The sequence below is a fragment of the Allobosea sp. GW823-FHT02B03 genome (assembly GCF_058797755.1).
Map to the genome: position 1 here is coordinate 288,929 of NZ_JBXAJY010000006.1, position 17,555 is coordinate 306,483.

19 protein-coding genes are annotated in these 17,555 nt (G+C 68.3%); 14 read left to right on the plus strand and 5 right to left on the minus strand.

What is annotated here, in order from left to right; translation table 11 throughout:
* Positions 1-287: 287 nt before the first annotated feature.
* From hisB to AC1REK_RS21600, 5 genes are read left to right on the plus strand one after another with little or no spacing between them, the layout of a single operon-like run.
* Positions 288-875 (plus strand): imidazoleglycerol-phosphate dehydratase HisB, encoded by a 588-nt coding sequence (gene hisB, locus AC1REK_RS21580; RefSeq protein ID WP_492270247.1) that lies wholly within the window; start codon positions 288-290, stop codon positions 873-875.
* A gap of 12 nt (positions 876-887) precedes the next feature.
* A complete protein-coding gene (locus AC1REK_RS21585; protein ID WP_492270246.1) occupies positions 888-1,373 on the plus strand; it encodes a DUF2628 domain-containing protein in 486 nt (161 codons plus the stop codon).
* Complete coding sequence (gene hisH, locus AC1REK_RS21590) at positions 1,370-2,026, plus strand: imidazole glycerol phosphate synthase subunit HisH (protein ID WP_066473087.1); 657 nt, start codon at positions 1,370-1,372, stop codon at positions 2,024-2,026. Before AC1REK_RS21585 ends, hisH begins: the two co-directional genes overlap by 4 nt.
* On the plus strand, positions 2,014-2,757 hold the full coding sequence (gene hisA / locus AC1REK_RS21595; protein WP_492270245.1) for a 1-(5-phosphoribosyl)-5-[(5-phosphoribosylamino)methylideneamino]imidazole-4-carboxamide isomerase: 744 nt from the start codon (positions 2,014-2,016) through the stop codon (positions 2,755-2,757). The genes hisH and hisA overlap by 13 nt, the downstream gene beginning before the upstream one ends.
* A 32-nt stretch (positions 2,758-2,789) precedes the next feature.
* The gene (locus tag AC1REK_RS21600) at positions 2,790-3,257 is read left to right on the plus strand and encodes a DUF29 domain-containing protein (protein WP_492270244.1); all 468 of its coding nucleotides are present in this window, start codon (positions 2,790-2,792) and stop codon (positions 3,255-3,257) included.
* 13 nt (positions 3,258-3,270) lie between these two features.
* Here the strand turns inward: AC1REK_RS21600 and AC1REK_RS21605 are convergent, their stop codons facing one another.
* Both AC1REK_RS21605 and AC1REK_RS21610 read right to left on the minus strand, forming a co-directional pair.
* A complete protein-coding gene (locus AC1REK_RS21605; RefSeq protein ID WP_492270243.1) occupies positions 3,271-3,996 on the minus strand; it encodes a carbonic anhydrase in 726 nt (241 codons plus the stop codon).
* A 143-nt stretch (positions 3,997-4,139) separates the two neighbouring features.
* Entirely contained in the window at positions 4,140-4,940 is an 801-nt protein-coding gene (locus tag AC1REK_RS21610) for a transporter substrate-binding domain-containing protein (protein WP_492270242.1), read from the minus strand.
* A gap of 165 nt (positions 4,941-5,105) precedes the next feature.
* Here AC1REK_RS21610 and hisF point away from each other — a divergent pair, with 165 nt between their 5' ends.
* From hisF to AC1REK_RS21640, 6 genes are all read left to right on the plus strand, one after another.
* Complete coding sequence (hisF, locus tag AC1REK_RS21615) at positions 5,106-5,870, plus strand: imidazole glycerol phosphate synthase subunit HisF (RefSeq protein WP_316019439.1); 765 nt, start codon at positions 5,106-5,108, stop codon at positions 5,868-5,870.
* A gap of 5 nt (positions 5,871-5,875) precedes the next feature.
* On the plus strand, positions 5,876-6,196 hold the full coding sequence (locus tag AC1REK_RS21620; RefSeq protein ID WP_492270241.1) for a phosphoribosyl-ATP diphosphatase: 321 nt from the start codon (positions 5,876-5,878) through the stop codon (positions 6,194-6,196).
* A 55-nt stretch (positions 6,197-6,251) separates the two neighbouring features.
* Positions 6,252-7,226: a type I pantothenate kinase gene (gene coaA / locus AC1REK_RS21625; RefSeq protein WP_316019472.1), complete on the plus strand. Its 975-nt coding sequence runs from the start codon at positions 6,252-6,254 to the stop codon at positions 7,224-7,226.
* Between the two features lie 161 nt (positions 7,227-7,387).
* On the plus strand, positions 7,388-7,834 hold the full coding sequence (locus AC1REK_RS21630) for a YqaA family protein (RefSeq protein WP_492270240.1): 447 nt from the start codon (positions 7,388-7,390) through the stop codon (positions 7,832-7,834).
* Between the two features lie 160 nt (positions 7,835-7,994).
* Positions 7,995-8,345 (plus strand): RidA family protein, encoded by a 351-nt coding sequence (locus tag AC1REK_RS21635; RefSeq protein ID WP_066473101.1) that lies wholly within the window; start codon positions 7,995-7,997, stop codon positions 8,343-8,345.
* A gap of 26 nt (positions 8,346-8,371) precedes the next feature.
* A complete protein-coding gene (locus AC1REK_RS21640; RefSeq protein ID WP_492270239.1) occupies positions 8,372-9,760 on the plus strand; it encodes a hypothetical protein in 1,389 nt (462 codons plus the stop codon).
* Between the two features lie 6 nt (positions 9,761-9,766).
* On the opposite strand, the gene AC1REK_RS21645 is transcribed toward AC1REK_RS21640, so the two are convergent.
* Positions 9,767-10,915 carry an aminotransferase gene (locus AC1REK_RS21645; RefSeq protein ID WP_492270238.1) on the minus strand — a complete coding sequence of 383 codons (1,149 nt, stop codon included), beginning with the start codon at positions 10,913-10,915 and terminating at the stop codon, positions 9,767-9,769.
* 389 nt (positions 10,916-11,304) lie between these two features.
* Between AC1REK_RS21645 and AC1REK_RS21650 the strand changes: the two genes are divergently transcribed.
* The 3 genes from AC1REK_RS21650 (at position 11,305) to AC1REK_RS21660 (ending at position 15,579) form a co-directional block, all read left to right on the plus strand.
* Positions 11,305-12,795, plus strand: coding sequence for a cobyric acid synthase (locus tag AC1REK_RS21650; RefSeq protein ID WP_492270237.1), 1,491 nt, complete (start codon positions 11,305-11,307; stop codon positions 12,793-12,795).
* 135 nt (positions 12,796-12,930) lie between these two features.
* Entirely contained in the window at positions 12,931-13,527 is a 597-nt protein-coding gene (locus AC1REK_RS21655) for a TetR/AcrR family transcriptional regulator (protein ID WP_316019432.1), read from the plus strand.
* Positions 13,528-13,620: 93 nt separating this feature from the next.
* Positions 13,621-15,579, plus strand: a complete 1,959-nt coding sequence (locus tag AC1REK_RS21660) for an SDR family NAD(P)-dependent oxidoreductase (RefSeq protein WP_492270281.1) — start codon at positions 13,621-13,623, stop codon at positions 15,577-15,579.
* Here AC1REK_RS21660 and AC1REK_RS21665 read toward each other — a convergent pair.
* Both AC1REK_RS21665 and AC1REK_RS21670 read right to left on the minus strand, forming a co-directional pair.
* A complete protein-coding gene (locus tag AC1REK_RS21665) occupies positions 15,500-16,432 on the minus strand; it encodes an NAD-dependent epimerase/dehydratase family protein (RefSeq protein WP_492270236.1) in 933 nt (310 codons plus the stop codon). The two genes, AC1REK_RS21660 and AC1REK_RS21665, sit on opposite strands and share 80 nt — an antisense overlap.
* Positions 16,429-17,448 carry an MraY family glycosyltransferase gene (locus AC1REK_RS21670; protein ID WP_492270235.1) on the minus strand — a complete coding sequence of 340 codons (1,020 nt, stop codon included), beginning with the start codon at positions 17,446-17,448 and terminating at the stop codon, positions 16,429-16,431. The genes AC1REK_RS21665 and AC1REK_RS21670 overlap by 4 nt, the downstream gene beginning before the upstream one ends.
* Positions 17,449-17,555 lie beyond the last annotated feature (107 nt).

A 17,555-nucleotide genomic window follows, 5' to 3' on the forward strand; every position in this document is an offset into this window, starting at 1 on the left:
ATCAAGGGCAAGGGCAGGAATCGAGGTCGGGGCGGCTATGCCGGACAGGCCGCGACAAGCTCCGCGTCATCCTGGCCGTAGCCCCTGGGTCCGGCCTTCGGCCGGCCCGAGGATAAACTCCGCGGAGCGCCGGGATCCATTGGAGAACACCGAGCCTTACGATGGATCCCGGGACGGCCCGCGGCCGCCCAGCATGACAAAGGAGGCCGGCATCGAGCGCAGGGCATTGGCCATGGCGCTCCGCGCCTGCTAAAGCGACGCCAAATCCGCAAGAGACAGAGGTCAGCATGCGTTCGGGCGAGGTCAAGCGCCGCACAAACGAAACCGACATCTCGGTGAAGCTCGTGCTCGACGGCACCGGCAAGGCCGAGATTTCGAGCGGCGTCGGCTTCTTCGACCATATGCTCGATTTGTTCGCGCGGCATTCGCTGATCGACACCACGGTCATGGTGAAGGGCGACACGCATATCGACGACCATCACTCCGTCGAGGATGCCGGCATCGCGCTCGGCGAGGCGCTCAAGGCAGCGCTCGGCGACAAGAAGGGCATCCGCCGCTATGCCGACGTCCACCTGCCGATGGACGAGACGCTGACACGCGTCGCGGTCGACGTCTCCGGCCGGCCGTTCCTGGTCTTCCGCACCGAATTCAAGGCGCAGAAGATCGGCAGCTTCGACACCGAGCTGGTGCGCGAATTCTTCCAGGCTTTTGCGACGAATGCCGGCATCACCCTGCATGTCGAGACGCTCTATGGCGACAATGCCCACCATATCGCCGAGAGCTGCTTCAAGGGGCTGGCGCGGGCGCTGCGCCAGGCGCTGGAAGTCGATCCGCGCGAGGGCGGCCGCGTGCCCTCGACCAAGGGCGCGCTTTAAGAGGCCGATGTCATGGCGTTCTATCAGGTCCTGATTCCGCCGCCCGGCGCCGGCGGGCTGCGCGAGGAAATCGAGCAGGCCCGCGTCCTGCCGGAGAGCTTCACCTGGCCAGCCTTCCTGTTCGGCGGGGTCTGGCTGCTGCTGAAGCGGCTCTGGCTCGTCTTCTTCGTCTATGCGCTGGTCTGGGCCGGCATCGTCTATCTGCAGCGGCAGTTCGGCTTCTCCTTCGCCGCGGTCTCGCTGTCGCATCTGGCGCTCGGCATCTTCCTCGGCCTCGAGGGCCAGAACCTGATCGCGCGCAAGCTGATGCGAAAGGGCTGGCGGCTGGTCGACGTCGTCGAGGCAGCGGACCTTTCGAGCGCCGAGCGCCGCTTTTTCGAGCGCGCATTGCCGGCCGGCGAGCCGCCGCGCCCCGTCGCTCCGACGAGCGCTCCTCCTCGATTCGCCAGCGGCCCGACGCCGGTGATCGGCCTCTTCCCGGAAGCGAGCGGACGATGAGCCAGACCGTCACGATCGTCGACTACGGCTCTGGCAATCTGCACTCGGCCGCAAAAGCCTTCGAGCGCGCGGCCGATGAAGCGGGCATCGCCGCCAGCATCCGCGTCACCAGCGATCCCGACGCGGTCCGCGCCGCCGACCGTATCGTGCTGCCGGGCGTCGGCGCCTTCGCGGATTGCCGGGCCGGGCTCGACGCGGTCGCCGGCATGGTCGAAGCACTCGAGGACACCGTGCGCGGCAAGGGCCGGCCCTTCCTCGGCATCTGCGTCGGCATGCAATTGATGGCGAGCCGCGGGCTGGAGTACGTCACCACGCAAGGGCTCGGCTGGATTCCCGGCGATGTCAGCCTGATCCGCCCGCAGGATGAGAGCCTGAAGATCCCGCATATGGGCTGGAACACCCTGCACAAGCAGGACGAGCACGCCCTGCTCGACGGGATCGAGACCGGACCCGCCGGCTGGCACGCCTATTTCGTGCACTCCTATGCGCTCGTCGCCGAACGGGCGCAGGACGTGCTCGCCCTGACCGATTACGGCGGCCCGGTCACCGCCATGGTCGCGCAGGGCAATATGGCGGGCACGCAGTTCCATCCCGAGAAGAGCCAGAGGCTCGGCCTCGCGCTGATCGCCAATTTCCTGAGGTGGAAGCCTTGATCCTTTTCCCCGCCATCGACCTCAAGGAAGGCCGCTGCGTTCGCCTGAAACAGGGCGACATGGAGCAGGCGACGATCTTCAACGACGATCCCGCCGCCCAGGCCGCGACCTTCGAGGCCCAGGGCTTCCAATGGCTGCATGTCGTCGATCTCGACGGCGCCTTCGCCGGCAAGCCGATGAACGCGGCTGCGGTCGAGGCGATCCTGAAGCGCGTCGCCTTCCCGGTCCAACTCGGCGGCGGCATCCGCGACATGAAGACGGTCGAGGGCTGGCTCGAGAAGGGCATCGCCCGCGTCATCATCGGCACGGCGGCGGTGCGCGATCCCGCCTTCGTGCGCGAGGCGGCAAAAGCCTTCCCGGGCAAGGTCGCGGTCGGCATCGATGCGCGTGACGGCTATGTCGCCGTGGAAGGTTGGGCGGAGACCTCGGCGCTCGCCGCCGACGATCTCGGCAGGCGCTTCGAGGATGCCGGCGTCGCCGCGATCATCTACACCGACATCGCCCGCGACGGGATGCTCCAGGGCATCAACTGGGACGGCACGATCGGCCTCGCCCATGCGCTCTCGATCCCGGTGATCGCCTCGGGCGGCCTCGCCTCGATGGCCGATATCGAGCGGCTCTGCGCGCCCGATGCGGCGATCCTCGAAGGCGCCATCACCGGCCGCGCCCTCTATGACGGCCGGATCGACCCCGCCTCCGCGCTGGCGAGGCTCGCGGAAGCTCGCCGCTGACCAATCGCACGACGCCGTGCTATGCTGCCGCCATGGCGAGCCAGAACATCCTGAGCAAGCGTCCGGCGCGTACCATTCGGTACGAGCAGGATTTCTATGGCTGGGCGCTTGAACAGGCCGCGCTGCTCCGCCAGGGCAGGCTCTCCGAATTGGACGCCGCGAATCTTGCCGAGGAGCTCGGAGATTTGGGCCGCGCGGAATTCAACTCGCTTGTCAGCGCCTTGCGCGTCCTGACCATGCACCTGCTGAAATGGGACCATCAGCCCGAAAAGCGCAGCCGGAGCTGGGAGCTGACCATCGCCAGCCAGCGACTGGAACTGGCTGACATCCTCAAGGACAGCCCGGGTCTCAAACCGCGTTTCGACGAGGCACTGGCGCGGGCCTATCGGCGTGCACGCCTGGAGGCATCCAGCGAGACGGGGCTGGATGCGTCCGTCTTTCCCGAGGCCTGTCCCTACGACCTCAGGGCGATCGCCACGCGCGAGATCGCGCTGCGATGACGCCCGCCGCCGCTCAGACCAGGTTCACCTTGCCGGTGGCGAGATCGTAGACGCCGCCGACCACGACCAGCTTCTTCTCGGCGAAGCGCTTCGAGAGGATCGGCGTCGCCTTCTTCAGTCTCTCGACGTTGAGCCTGACATTGGCGATGGTCGCGGCGTCCAGCATGTCCTGCGGCTTCTCCTTCTGGGCCGTAAGAACGGCGGGGCGGATCGCCTCGACCAGCGCCGGCAGATGGCCGGGAAGCCTGGTCTTGTTCTTGACCACGTCGATCGTCGCCGAGATCGCGCCGCAACTGGTATGGCCGAGCACCAGGATGAGCTGCGAGCCCAGAACCTGCGCCCCGAATTCGAGGCTCGCCAGCGTATCCTTGTTGACGAAGTTGCCGGCGACGCGGGTGACGAAGAGCTGGCCCGGCCCCTGATCGAAGGCGAGTTCGGGCGCGACGCGGGAATCGGCGCAGCTGACGATCGAGGCGAAGGGCGATTGCGAGGCGGCGCGTGCGGCACGGCCGGCGGAGAAGTCACGCTCGCTGAGCTGGCCCGCGACATAGCGGGCATTGCCCTCGACCAGCCGCTTCAGGGCCTCGTCGCCATTGACGGCCGGGCTCTGGGCATGCGCGGGCGAGCTTAGGCCCGCGACGCCCGGCAAGCAGGCGCCGAGCGCCAGGAGCCCGCCCGCCCTGAGAAAGCCACGACGCGAGCCCGAGACGGACAGGCCATCAGCGCATTGGTCACACATGATCTTCCCCCGAAGCGGCCCGGCGGAGCGCCGGGCCCGATCCTTGCGCTGCCCTTACGGCAGGGAACGCAGAGTGCACAAGGGAGCGTTGGGCTCCGGTTAAGGCGCTTCGGCAAATCCGAGCGGAATTGCCGATCCTTTCCTCAGCGGAAATGCTTGTCGAAGATGCGCTGGTACTCGCCGGTCGATTTGGCGATGTGCAGCCACTGGTCGACGAAGGCCTTGAAGACGACGTCGCCGCGCGGCAGCAGATAGGCGATCTCCGAGAAGGTCAGCGGCTTGTCGGTGTTGACCGCGCAAAGCCCCGGCTTGAGCTTCTCCTGGATCGCCGCCTCGCGCGCCTCGGTGATCATGACGTCGGCACGGCCGGCGAGGATCTCGTCGAAGATCGAGACATTGTCGGTGTGCAGTTGCAGCTTGGCCTGCTTGAAGCTGGTGCGGGCGAAGCGCTCATTGGTGCCGCCGGGATTGAAGATCACGGTGGTGCCGGGCTTGTCGATGTCGGCGACGGTCTGGAGCCTGTCCTTGTCGGCGCAGCGCACCAGCGGGACCTTGCCGGTGGCTAGCGTCGGCGCGGAATAGAAGGCGCGCTTCTGGCGCTCGAGCGTGACGCCGATGCCGCCCATGGCGATATCGCATTTGCCGGCGAGGAAATCCGGCATCAGATCGGCCCATTTGGTGCGCACGAAACGCGGCTCGACGCCGAGCGCCTTGGCGAGCGACTGCGCCATCTCGATGTCGACGCCCTCATAGCCCTCGCCGACCGCGACGGTGAACGGCTTGTAGTCGCCCGCCGTGCAGATGCGCAGCGTGCCGGCGCTCAGGATGGTGTCGAGCTGGCTGGCAGGTGTCTCGGCGCGAGCCGCACCGGCGCATGCGAGGCCCGTGGCGGTCAGGAACGCGGCGCCTCTGACGGCGCCGGCGATGAGTGCGGTGATCTTCACGAACGGCTTCCCCTTTGCGGGCTCGGACGGCCCTTGCGTCAGGAAAGCAGGAGCCCGCGGCCGCTTCAATCGCGGGCGGCCCTGCGGCCGGGAGCATTCCAACCGGGCGGCGCTTGCTCTAGGGTCGCGCGCCATTACCTTCCGCCTTTTCGCCGGCAAGCAGACATGACCCTGAAAACCCGCATTATCCCCTGCCTCGACGTCAAGGACGGCCGCGTCGTCAAGGGCGTGCAGTTCCTCGACCTCGTCGATGCCGGCGATCCGGTCGAGGCGGCCAAGGCCTATGATGCGGCCGGCGCAGACGAACTCTGCTTCCTCGACATAACGGCGAGCAGCGAGGATCGCGGCATTCTGTTCGACGTGGTGACGCGGACCGCCGAGGCCTGCTTCATGCCGCTGACGGTCGGCGGCGGCGTGCGCTCGCTCGAGGACATCAGGCAGTTGCTGCTCGCCGGGGCCGACAAGGTCTCGATCATGACCGAAGCGGTGAAGCGGCGCGAATTCGTGCGCGAGGCCGCGCAGAAATACGGCGCGCAATGCATCGTCGTCGCGATCGACGCCAAGCAGGTTTCACCCGAACGCTGGGAGATCTTCACCCATGGCGGGCGCAACCCGACCGGGCTCGACGCCGTCGCCTATGCCCGCGAGGTCGCCTCGCTGGGCGCGGGAGAGATCCTCCTGACCTCGATGGATCGCGACGGCGCCAAGACCGGCTTCGACATCGAGCTGACGCGGCGGGTCGCCGATGCGGTCGCCGTTCCGGTGATCGCGTCGGGCGGCGTCGGCACGCTCGACCATCTCGTCGAGGGCGTGCGCGACGGCCATGCCTCGGCCGTGCTCGCCGCCTCGATCTTCCATTTCGGCACCTTCACCATCCCGCAGGCCAAGGCCCACATGGCAGCGGCCGGCCTGGCCATGCGGCTGGACTGACGGCGATGACGAGCTTCACCCTCGCCGATCTCGAACGCATCGTCGCCGAACGCGGCGCCGCCTCCCCGGAGGAATCCTGGACGGCGAAGCTCTTGGCCGCCGGCCCGGAGCGGGCTGCGAAAAAGCTCGGCGAGGAGGCGGTCGAGGCCGTGATCGCAGCCGTGAAGGGGGATCGCGATGAGCTGATCGCCGAAAGCGCCGACCTGCTCTATCATCTTTTGGTTGTGCTCAAGGCCCGTGATGTTGCATTGCGGGACGTGTTGAGCCAGCTTGAGGCTCGAACGGGGCGCTCCGGCCTGGCAGAAAAGGCCTCGCGCCCGCGTTGAACACGAGGCGAGTCACGCGTTGAACCTCGAAGCCTGGAATGCGGGTCGCTTCACCATGGACCAGCGTCTCGCCCTCTCGTCCAAGGACCCCGAGCTGGTCTCGCCCTATCGCGCCTTCACGCGCGACGAATGGGCCCATCTGCGTGCCGACACGCCGCTGACGCTCGCGGTCGAGGACCTCACCAGGCTGCAATCGATCAACGATCCGATCTCGCTCGACGAGATCGTCGCGATCTACTTGCCGCTGTCGCGCCTGCTCTCGCTCTACGTCGCCGCGACGCAAGGGCTGTTCAAGGCGACCCAGCGCTTCCTGATGGCCGAGGCCGAGGTCAAGGTTCCCTATATCATCGGCGTCGCCGGCTCGGTCGCGGTCGGCAAGTCGACCACGGCGCGCGTGCTCCAGGCGCTGCTCTCGCGCTGGCCGAACACGCCGAAGGTCGAGCTCGTCACCACCGACGGCTTCCTCCTGCCCAATGCCGAGCTGGAACGGCGCGGGCTGATGCAGCGCAAGGGTTTCCCGGAGAGCTATGACGGGGCAGCGCTGCTGCGCTTCGTCTCGGATGTGAAGGCCGGCAAGCGCGCCGTCGCCGCGCCGGTCTATTCGCACCTGGTCTACGACGTCGTGCCCGGCGAGCAGGTCACGGTCGAGCGGCCGGACATCCTGATCCTCGAGGGGCTCAACGTGCTGCAGGCAAGCCGCCTGCCGCGGGACGGCTCGATCATCCCCTTCGTCTCGGACTTCTTCGACTTCTCGGTCTATCTCGACGCCGACGAGAACGACCTGCACCGCTGGTACGTCAACCGCTTCATGACGCTGCGCCAGACCGCCTTCCGCGACCCGCGCTCCTTCTTCCGGAAATATGCGGAGATCGGCGAGGAGGAGGCGCTCTCGATCGCCGAGAAGCTCTGGACCGGAATCAACCTGCCGAACCTGCGCGAGAACATCCTGCCGACACGGCAGCGCGCCAGCCTGATCCTGACCAAGGGCGCCAGCCACCGCATCCAGCAGGTCGCGCTGCGACGGCTTTGAGTCCGGAACGACCCGCGTTTCCGATCCCTCATCCCGAGCAGCAAGGCGCAAGCCTTGCGTCTCGAAGGATGCTCCAGCGCGCTCTGGAACATCCTTCGAGACGCCGCTGCGCGGCTCCTCAGGATGAGGGCTCAGCTTTCGGCCTGCCTTCGGACCGTTGAATGGAAACCCTCTCCTCCCTGGGCCTTATGGCAGGGGCGGCCTTCGTCGCCGCGACGCTGCTGCCGGCCCAATCCGAGGCCGTGTTCGTCGGCCTGCTCGTCGCGAAGACAGTCGACCCGCTGCTGCTCTTTGCCGTCGCTAGCATCGCCAACACTGCCGGCTCGGTCGTCAACTGGTGGCTCGGCCGGTTGATCGCCAAAGGCGGGATCGAGCGCCTGCCGGCGCGGCTGCGGCCCGATCCGGTGCGCTTCGCCGAGGCGCAGGGCTGGTTCGCGCGCTTCGGCTGGCCGTCCCTGCTCTTCGCCTGGCTGCCGATCGGCGGCGATCCGCTGACCTTCGTCGCGGGCTCGCTCAACTACCCGCTCGGCCGCTTCGTCCTGCTGGTCTTCATCGGCAAGGCGGCGCGCTACGCCCTGCTCTGGGCCGGCTGGGTCGCCGCCTCCTAGATCGGGGCGTCACCTGGCGCGAAGCTGTGGCCTATCTCTTTGCGAAAGCGTCATAATAGCCGGAAAAACAGCGTCAGCTTCCCCGCCCGGTGCTTGCAGCGATTGCACAGCCCGAGGTCTCGGGCTACCAGCAAACCCCATCCTACTGGAGAGATAGGTCATGAGCATCAAGCGCATCGCCCCCGGCCCCCGCATGTCCAAGGCCGTCGTGCACGGCGACACCGTCTATCTGGCCGGTCAGGTCGCCGACAAGGCGGCGGGCAAGAGCGTCGCCGAGCAGACCAAGGAAATTCTCGGCATCATCGACGGGCTTCTGGCCGAGGCCGGCTCGGACAAGAGCAAGCTGCTGATGGTCAACATCTGGCTCTCCGACATGTCGACCTTCGCCGAGATGAACGGCGTCTGGGATTCCTGGGTCTCGCAGGGCAACACCCCCGGCCGCGCCACCGTCGAAGCCAAGCTCGCCGGCCCGCAGTTCACGGTCGAGATCGCGGTCATCGCCGCCCGCTGAGGCAGACCCACATAAGGCCCGCGCGCATGAACCAGGAAATCACTGCCATCCTGGCGCGGGTCTCGCAGCGCGAGGGCGTGCCCCCCGCGCTGCTGCTGGCCGTGCTCGCGGCCATGGGCGAAGCTTCGGGCAAGCCCGATTTCAGCCGGATCGAGCATGACCTGCGGCGCAAGGCCGGCGAATTTCGCAGCCTAAGCAAGCGCCTGCTGCAATCCTCCGCCGCCGACACCGAACTCGACCGATTGCGCGCCGACGCTGCGCGTTCGCTGACGGAAGGCCGCTTCGCCGAGGCCGACCGGGCGCTCGCCCAGGCCGAGCTGCGCAATCTCGACGGCACCGTCGCGCTCGACAAGATGTCGAAGGATAAGCTTCTCGCGGCCGCGGCGGGGCGCGCCGATCGCGGCGCGGTCGCGATGCTGCGCCTCAATGCCCAAGCCTATCACGACGCCGCGCAACGTTTCGCCGAAGCGGCGCTGATCGCGGCTTCGGCCGATCCGGACCAGGCTCGTGTCTATGCCTGGCTCCAGGGCGACGCGCTCGCCCGGATCGGCGCCGATTTCCGCGACAAGGCCGGCTTCGAGGCCTCGATCGCACATTTCCGGGCGATGCTGAGCAAGCTCGACAATTTCGACCAGACCGTGCCCTGGGCCGCGACCCAGCAGCGGCTGGCCCGGGCGATCAACGGGCTGGCGCGTCAGCAGGGCGACCGGAGACTGACCCGCCAGGCGATCGAGATCTATCGCACCGTCCTCGACGACCTCACCCCGAAGCAGGCACCGGCGCTCTGGGCCGCGATCCAGAGCCGCTTCGGCGAAGCCCTGACCTCGCTCGGCGAGGCCGAGGACGATGCCGCGCTGCTGGAGGAAGGCATCACCGCCTTGCGCGCCTCGCTCTCGGCGATGGAGCGCAGCGCCATGCCGGCGGAGTGGACGCGGCTGAACTTCGAACTCGGCCGAGCCTATGTCGCGCTCGGCCTGCGGGCCAGCGGCGCGGCAGCACTCGAATCCGCGATCAACGCCTTCAAGCGCGTGCTCGACGACTGGCAGCAGACCAGCCGGCCGCTCGAATGGGCCGAGGTGCAGGACCGGATCGGCGCCGCCCTTTGTGGCCTTGCCGCCTATTACCGCGAGCCGGTGGTGCTGGAGGAGGCGATCGCCGCCTTCGACGCCGCCCTGCTGGAACGGCGCCGCGAGATCGTGCCCGCGCTCTGGGCCGAGAGCGCCGGCAACCGCGCCGATGCCCGGCTCCGGCTCGCCGAGCAGCTCAGCGAGCGCCAGATGGCCGAAACCGCCACAGCCGAGCTGATGGGGGCGATCGAGACCCTACGCGGCCTCGGGCTCGCCGCCGAGGCCAAGCGCTTCGAGCCGGCGCTGATCCGCGCCGGAACCCTGGTCAGCAAGCTGCGCCAGCCCTGAGCGAGATCAGCCCTTGCGGGCAGCTTCCAGCCGCTCCAGCGCCGAATCGAGCGTGGCATCGTGCTTGGCGAAGCAGAAGCGCACGACATTGCGCACCGCGCCCTCGGCATAGAAGGCGCTGACCGGGATCGCGGCGACGCCGTTGCCGGTCACCAGGCGCTGGCACCAGGCGACGTCGTCGCTCTCGCCGAGCGGGGCGATGTCGACATTGAGGAAATAGGTGCCCTTGCTCGGCAGCACGCTGTAGCCGAGTTCCGTCAGCCCTTTGGCGAAGCGGTCGCGCGAGCGCTGGAAATCGGCGCGCATCCCCTCGAAATAGCCGTCCTCCTTGCCCAGACCGTAGGCGACCGCGGCCTGCAGGTTCGGCGGGGTGGTGAAGGTGATGTACTGGTGCGCCTTGGCGAGCACGCGCATCAGCTCCGGCGCCGCCATGACCATGCCGACCTTCCAGCCGGTCAGCGAGAAGATCTTGCCGGCCGAGGAGATCTTGACCGTGCGCTCGCGCATGCCGGGCCGGCTCATCAGCGGCCGGTGGCGGTGGCCGTCGAAGACGACATGCTCCCAGACCTCGTCGCAGATCGCGACCGCGTCATGGCGGACACAGAAGTCGGCGAGCAGGTCGAGATCGGCGTCGCTGAAGATCGTCGCGGTCGGGTTCAGCGGGTTGTTGAACAGCACGACCCTGGTCTTGGGCGAGAAGGCCTGCGCCAGCGCCTCCTCCGAGAGGCCGAAATGCGGCGGCTTCAACGTCACGAATTTCGGGATGCCACCGGCGCGGCGAACCAGCGGCACATAGGCGTCGTACATCGGCTCGAACAGCACGACCTCGTCGCCGGGCGAGACCAGGGCCATCAGCGCGCCGGCGATCGCCTCGGTCGCGCCGGAGGTCACCATCACCTCGGCGTCGGGATCGAGATCGAGCCCCTGCCAGTGCTTGAAATGCGTCGCCGTCGCCTTGCGCAATTCGGGCAGGCCCATCATCGGCGGATACTGGTTCCAGCCGCCCATGACCGCATCGGCAGCCTTGCGCCGGACATCCTCAGGACCGGGATCGTCGGGGAAGCCCTGACCGAGATTGACGGCCCGGTGTTCGTTCGCGAGCCGCGACATCACCTCGAAGACGCTGGTCTGGAGAGCGGAGAAGATCGGATTCATCGCGGCGTCATGCAGTCGTCTGGGAGAGGCTGATCCGGCGCGGCCGAAGCGCCCTGCGCTTCGATGCGACCCAAAATCCGTCCCTCGTCGGAGAAATGGGAGCGTCACGAGCCGAGAACCTCAGTCCCGCCTCGATCCGCTCCTGGCGGCAGGCGGCCATAGCACGCGCCGCAGCGGTTCGCACGCGCCGGAAAGCGCGTTGAAGACTACGAAATGAAGAATGTTGACATTCGTCAGCGGTCAGTGTCTTTTTACGGCCAGCCGATTCACGACAGCGGCCTGCGGTTTCTTCGCCCCTTTGGAGCTGCAGGATGCTGACGTGGGTCGGTGAGCTTTTTTAAGGCAGGCCGTCTGCTTGCCGCCCCGATGGCAGCGGCCTATCAGGCGCCATGGCTCCCTTACGCCCCGCTCCCGCGCTGATGGTGCTCGGCACCGGCTCGAACGTCGGCAAGTCGCTGCTGGTCGCGGGGCTGTGCCGGCTCTTCGCCGATCGCGGGCTGAAGGTGCGCCCGTTCAAGCCGCAGAACATGTCGAACAACGCGGCCGCGACGCCGCTCGGCGAGATCGGCCGGGCCCAGGCGCTGCAGGCGCGCGCCGCGCGCGTCGCCCCGCATGTCGACATGAACCCGGTGCTGCTCAAGCCGGAGAGCAATACCGGCAGCCAGATCGTGCTGCAGGGCCGCGTCGCCGGGCGCCTCTCCTCCGGCGACTTCTCGCGGCGCGGCGATTTCCTGCCCAAGGTGCTGGAGAGCTTCGAGCGGCTCTGCGACGGCGCCGACCTCGTCATCGTCGAGGGTGCGGGCTCGCCCGCCGAGACAAACTTACGCGCCCGCGACATCGCCAATCTCGGCTTCGCCCGTGCCGCCGGGGTGCCGGCAGTCCTGGTCGGCGACATCGACCGTGGAGGCGTCATTGCGAGCCTCGTCGGCACCCATGCGGTGCTCGACGAGGCCGACCGGGCGATGATCCGCGCCTTCGCGATCAACCGGTTCCGCGGCGATGTCGGCCTGTTCCGCGAGGGCATCACGACGATCGAGACGGCGACCGGCTGGCCCTCGCTCGGCATCGTGCCCTGGTTCCCAGAGGCCGCGCGACTGCCGGCCGAGGATGGGCTCGATCTCGAGCGCGATGCCCGCCGCCCGGGCGCGGCGCTCAAGGTCGTGGTGCCGGTGCTGCCGGGCATCTCGAACTTCGACGATCTCGACCCGCTGAAGCAGGAGCCCGAGATCGACCTCGTGCTTGTCGGCCCCGGCCAGCCGCTGCCGGGCGACGCCAGCCTCGTCATCCTGCCAGGCTCGAAGACGACGCTGCGCGATCTCGCCCGGCTGCGCAGCGAGGGGTGGGACACCGACATCCTCGCCCATCACCGGCGCGGCGGCCATGTGCTCGGCCTGTGCGGCGGCTACCAGATGCTCGGCCGCGTGGTGCGCGATCCGCTCGGCCTCGAAGGTCCGCCCGGCGAAGCGCCGGGCCTCGGGCTGCTCGACATCGAAACCGAGCTGACATCCGACAAGACGGTGCGCGAGGTTTCTGCGGTGCATGCGGAAAGCGGCGCAACCGGACAGGCCTATGAGATCCATCTCGGCGCCAGCTCCGGGCCGGACACGAACCGCGCGCCCTTCGAGGTCGCGGGCCTGCCGGAGGGCGCCCAGAGCCGCGACGGGCGCGTCAGCGGCACCTATCTGCATGGCGTGCTCGCTTCCGACCCGCTCCGCGCCGCCTGGCTCGGCGGCATCGCGGGACGCGGCCTCGTAGCCGGACCGGGGTACGAGGCCAGCGTCGAGGCGGCGCTCGATGCGCTGGCCCGGCATCTCGAATGCCATCTCGACATCGCAGCGTTGCTCGCCCTGGCCCGCTCTCGCACCGGCGTGATTTCGTGACGTTGCGTCAAGAAATTGTCAGGAGCACCTGAATAAAGCGAGCCAAGTCAAATTGTTGACGATTGACGAAAAACGTCATAATGACTGATGGCGTCCTTTCGACACGAGAGCAACCGGAGCGGGAAGCCGCTTGGCATGACCAGTTTAGAGCGCGATACCAGGCAGGACATCGTTGATGTCGCCGAGCGGTTCTTCCGCCAGATCGGCTATCAGAAGACAACCGTCGCAGACATCGCCAAGTCGCTGCGGATGAGCCCCGCCAACGTCTATCGCTTCTTCGACTCCAAGAAGGCGATCAACGAAGCCGTCGCGGAGCGCTCGATGGGCGAGCTCGAGGCGCTGGTGACGGCGATCGCCGCCGAAAAGCGCCCGGCGGCCGAACGGCTGCGCGAGATCCTGACGACGACCTGCCGGCTCAACTCGGCCCGCTATCTCGACAATCAGCGGCTGCACGAAATGGTCGCCTGCGCGATGGAGGAGAGCTGGGACGTCATCCGCGCCCATGTCGAGCGCTATGACGCGATCCTGCGCGGCGTCGTCGCCGACGGCATGGCCAAGGGCGAATTCACCGCCGGCGATGCGCGCACCGCCACCTATTGCGTGCGCGCCGCAATGATCCGCTTCTGCAATCCGCTGCTGCTCACCCAATGCGGCGCTCTGCCCGGCCCCGGCGTCGACGAGATGATCGACTTCGTTCTCGCCGGTCTCGGCTACCGGGCGGCGGCCGGCTGAACCGCCGGCTTATCGACGGGAAAGCGACCCTGCCGCCTGCCTTGCGTTGACAAGGCTTCACGAGAGCGGGATACCCCGCCGCGCATGCTGAAAATCACCAAACAAGGCGCCAAGAAGCTCGCCGTGATCGTCCACGACCTGGCGATGACGGCGCTGGCGATTCTGTTCGTCTTCGCCGTCCGCTTCGAGGGCGCGCAATTCGACGAGCGCATGCGCGACCTGCCGAGCTTCCTACCGTTTTTCGTGGCCTATGCCGGCGTCGTCTACTGGTTCTTCCAGCTCTACCGCTCGAAATGGCGCTTCGCCTCGCTGCCGGACCTGTCCAACATCGTGAGGGCGGTCAGCATCCTGGCGCTGACCCTCCTGGTCGTCGACTATGTGCTCGTCGCGCCGAACCTCTACGGCTATTTCTACTTCGGCAAGATCGCGATCGTCCTGTACTGGCTGGTCCAGGCCGCCCTGCTCGGCGGCCCGCGTCTGGCCTATCGCTACTTCAAATACTCGCGCTCGAAGCACCATGCCGCCCGCGAGGCGACGCTGCCGGCGCTGCTGCTCGGCCGCAGCGCCGATGTCGAGATCGTGATTCGCGCCATGGAAGCCGGCACGATGGGCAAGATGCGCCCTGACGGCATCCTGTCGCCGCGCAGGGACGATCTCGGCCAGTCGATCCGCGGCGTGCCGGTGCTGGGCCTGCTCTCGCAGATCGAGCAGATCGCGACCGACGCCTCCGAACGCGGCGAGCCCTTCCGCCGCATCGTCGCGGCGCCGAGCGCGCTCCTGCCCGAGGCGGAGCCGGACAAATGGCTCGCCCGCACCCGCAAGCTCGCCATCCCGATCTCACGGCTCGATACGCTCGGCGAAGGCATGCGCGGCAGCGAACTGGCGCCGCTCGAGATCGAGGACCTGTTGGTGCGTCCCTCGGTCAAGATCGACCGCGAGCGGCTGGAAGGCTTCCTCAAGGGCAAGCGCGTCATCGTCACCGGCGGCGGCGGCTCGATCGGATCAGAGATCTGCCTGCGTTGCGCCGCCTTCGGCGCCGCCGAGCTGCTGGTCGTCGAAAGCTCCGAGCCCGCCCTGTTCCATGTCACCGAGGCGCTCGCCGCGCAGGACCTGCCGATGCGCGTCACCGGCGCGCTCGCCGATGTCCGCGACGAGGCCCGCATCGGCCCGCTGTTCAAGGCCTTCGCGCCCGATATCGTCATCCATGCCGCCGCCCTGAAGCACGTGCCCTATCTCGAGGCCGACTGGGGCGAGGGCATCAAGACCAACATCTTCGGCTCGGTCACCGTCACCGAGGCGGCGATCGCTGCCGGCGCCGGCATCTTCGTGATGATCTCGACCGACAAGGCGATCGAGCCGGTCTCGATGCTCGGCGCGACCAAGCGCTTCGCCGAGATGTATGCGCAGACCCGCGACGCCGAATTCGCTGCCGGAAATCGCGGCATGCGCCTCGTCGCCGTGCGGTTCGGCAACGTGCTCGGCTCGGTCGGCTCGGTGGTGCCGAAATTCAAGGCGCAGATCGAGCGCGGCGGGCCGGTCACCGTGACCAGCCCGGACATGATCCGCTATTTCATGACCATCCGCGAGGCCTGCGACCTCGTGCTGAGCGCCGCCTCGCATGCGCCCGAGCACGACGCGGCCGACGACCGCGCCGCGGTCTACGTGCTGAAGATGGGCCAGCCGCTGAAGATCATCGATCTCGCCGAGCGCATGATCCGCCTCGCCGGCTACGAGCCCGGCAGCGATATCGAGATCGCCGTCACCGGCGTGCGCCCCGGCGAGCGCCTGAACGAGATCCTGTTCGCCAAGGACGAGCCGATGGCCGAGACCGGGCTCGACGGGGTGATGGCGGCCAAGCCGATCTTCGCCGGGCGCGAGCGCATGCTCGCCTGGCTGGAGGAGCTGGAGCGCGCCGTCGCCGCCCACGACCGGCGCGGAGCCGAGGCTGTGCTGGACGAAGCGATCCCGGACTTCAGACTTCGCCAGCCGGCGACTCCGCCAGACGCGCCAGCGCAGCTTTCGTCGCCAGCCGCGGCTGCCAGCCAGCGCTGAGCAGGGCATAGGGCGGCGCCACAAGCCCGCCCGTGAGCCGCTCATAGACCCCCGGACGACCGAGGAGGCGCGCCGCGAACCCGAGCAGGGCCGGCGGCACCGCGATCAGCCCCGGCCGTCGCCCGAGCCCGGCGCGCATCGCCGCGAGCATGTCCGCCACGCCGAGCGCACCGGGATCGGAGACGATGTAGCTGCGGCGGGCCGGACAGGCTTCGCCGAGCGCGAAGATAACGGCATCGCAGAGATTCTCGACCGCGAGCAGCGAGCGCGGCGCCTTGAGCCCGCCGAGCGGCAGCGGAAAGGGCAGGCGCGCCAGCCTGACCAGCCCGGCCATGTTGGCCTTGACGCCCGGCCCGTAGACCAGCACCGGCCGCAGGGCGACCCAGTCGAGGTCGCGCTCCGCCAGCCCCCGCTCGGCCGCAAGCTTGGAGCGACCATAGGCGTCGGTCGGCGCGGGTGCATCTCCTTCACTCAGCGGCCGGTCGCTGGCCGGGCCGCTCTGGGCCCGGATCGAGGAGAGGAAGACGAAGCGGGCGACACCGGCCGCCCGTGCGGCATCGGCGAGCGCCAGGGTCGCGTCCGTGTTGACGCGCCGATAGGCCTCCTCCGGCAGCTCGGAATCGGCATGGGCGAGACCGGCGCCATGGACGACATGACGGACACCGGCCAGTGCCGCACCCCAGTCAACGACGCCCGAAAGATCGCCGATGACGACCTGCTCGACCCCCGCGATCTCCGGCCCCGGACGCCGGGCCGCCGCCCGTACCTTGTAGCCCGCGGCCGAAAGCTCGCGCAGGAGATGACGGCCGACGAAGCCGCTGGCTCCCGTGACGAGGACGCGCTCGCCGCTCATGCGGGGCGCCGGCGGGCAAAGCGGCGCAGCAGCAGCCCGACGAGCAGGAGCGCGCCCAGGAGGCCTGCAAGCTGGGCCCAGAGGCCCGGGAAAACCATGGTGAAGCCGGCGAGGACGACCAGGGCGAGGTTGAGCAGCGCCACCTGCGCCACGATCTCGCTGACCGAGAAGCCGTTATCGGTGGCCTGCTGGTAGAAATGCGAGCGATGCGCCTGCCAGACCTTCTCGCCGCGCGCGAGGCGACGGAACAGCGTGATGGTCGAATCCATCACATGGTAGAGCGGCAGGATCAGCGCCGCGGCCAGCGCGCCGGTCCCGGCGAGGCGATAGAGCAGATAGGCGGTGAGCAGGCCGAGCGGCAGCGAGCCGACATCGCCGAGGAAGATCTGCGCCACCGGGCGATTGAACGGGGCAAAGCCGAGGAGCCCGCCGAGCAGCGCGGCGGCGAGCAGGCCGGCGGCGGGGTCGAGCCCGCCATGAAGGCTCGCCAGCACCAGCGCGGCGCAGAGCGGCACGATGCCGGCCACCGTGATCCAGTCGATGCCGTCCATGAAATTGACGAGGTTGACGAACCAGACGCCGGCCAGGATGGCGAGGCCACGCTCGGCCCAGAGCGGCAGCACCTCCGGCAGCAGGCGGATGTCCGGCGCCCCCTGCAGCACGACCAGCGCGACGCAGACGACCTGCAGGACGAGACGCAGGCCTGCCGGCAGCGGACGGATGTCGTCCCAGGCGCCGACGAAGGCGACGAGGACCGCGGCTCCGACCACCACGAGCAGACCGGCACCGGCTCCCGCCGGTAGCGGCCACAGCAAGGGCACCAGCCCCAGTGCCAGGAAGGCGCCGGCGAGCACGGCGATGCCGCCGCCCTGCGGCGTCGGGACGCGATGGCTCGAGCGGGCATTGGGCCGCGCCAGGGCATAGCGCATCATCAGCGGGCGCAGCAGCCGGCAGAACCACCAGGCGAGGCCTGCGGCAGCGAGGATGGTCGACAGGGCTGGGGCTAAGGTTTCCAAGGCGGGCGGACCATAGCCAGCCTTCGGCCGGCCGCAAGGGCTTGTTGCAGTGGCATCGCTGCAAAGCGGCATCTACGCTTGCACCGACAGGCACAAAAGCAGAACAT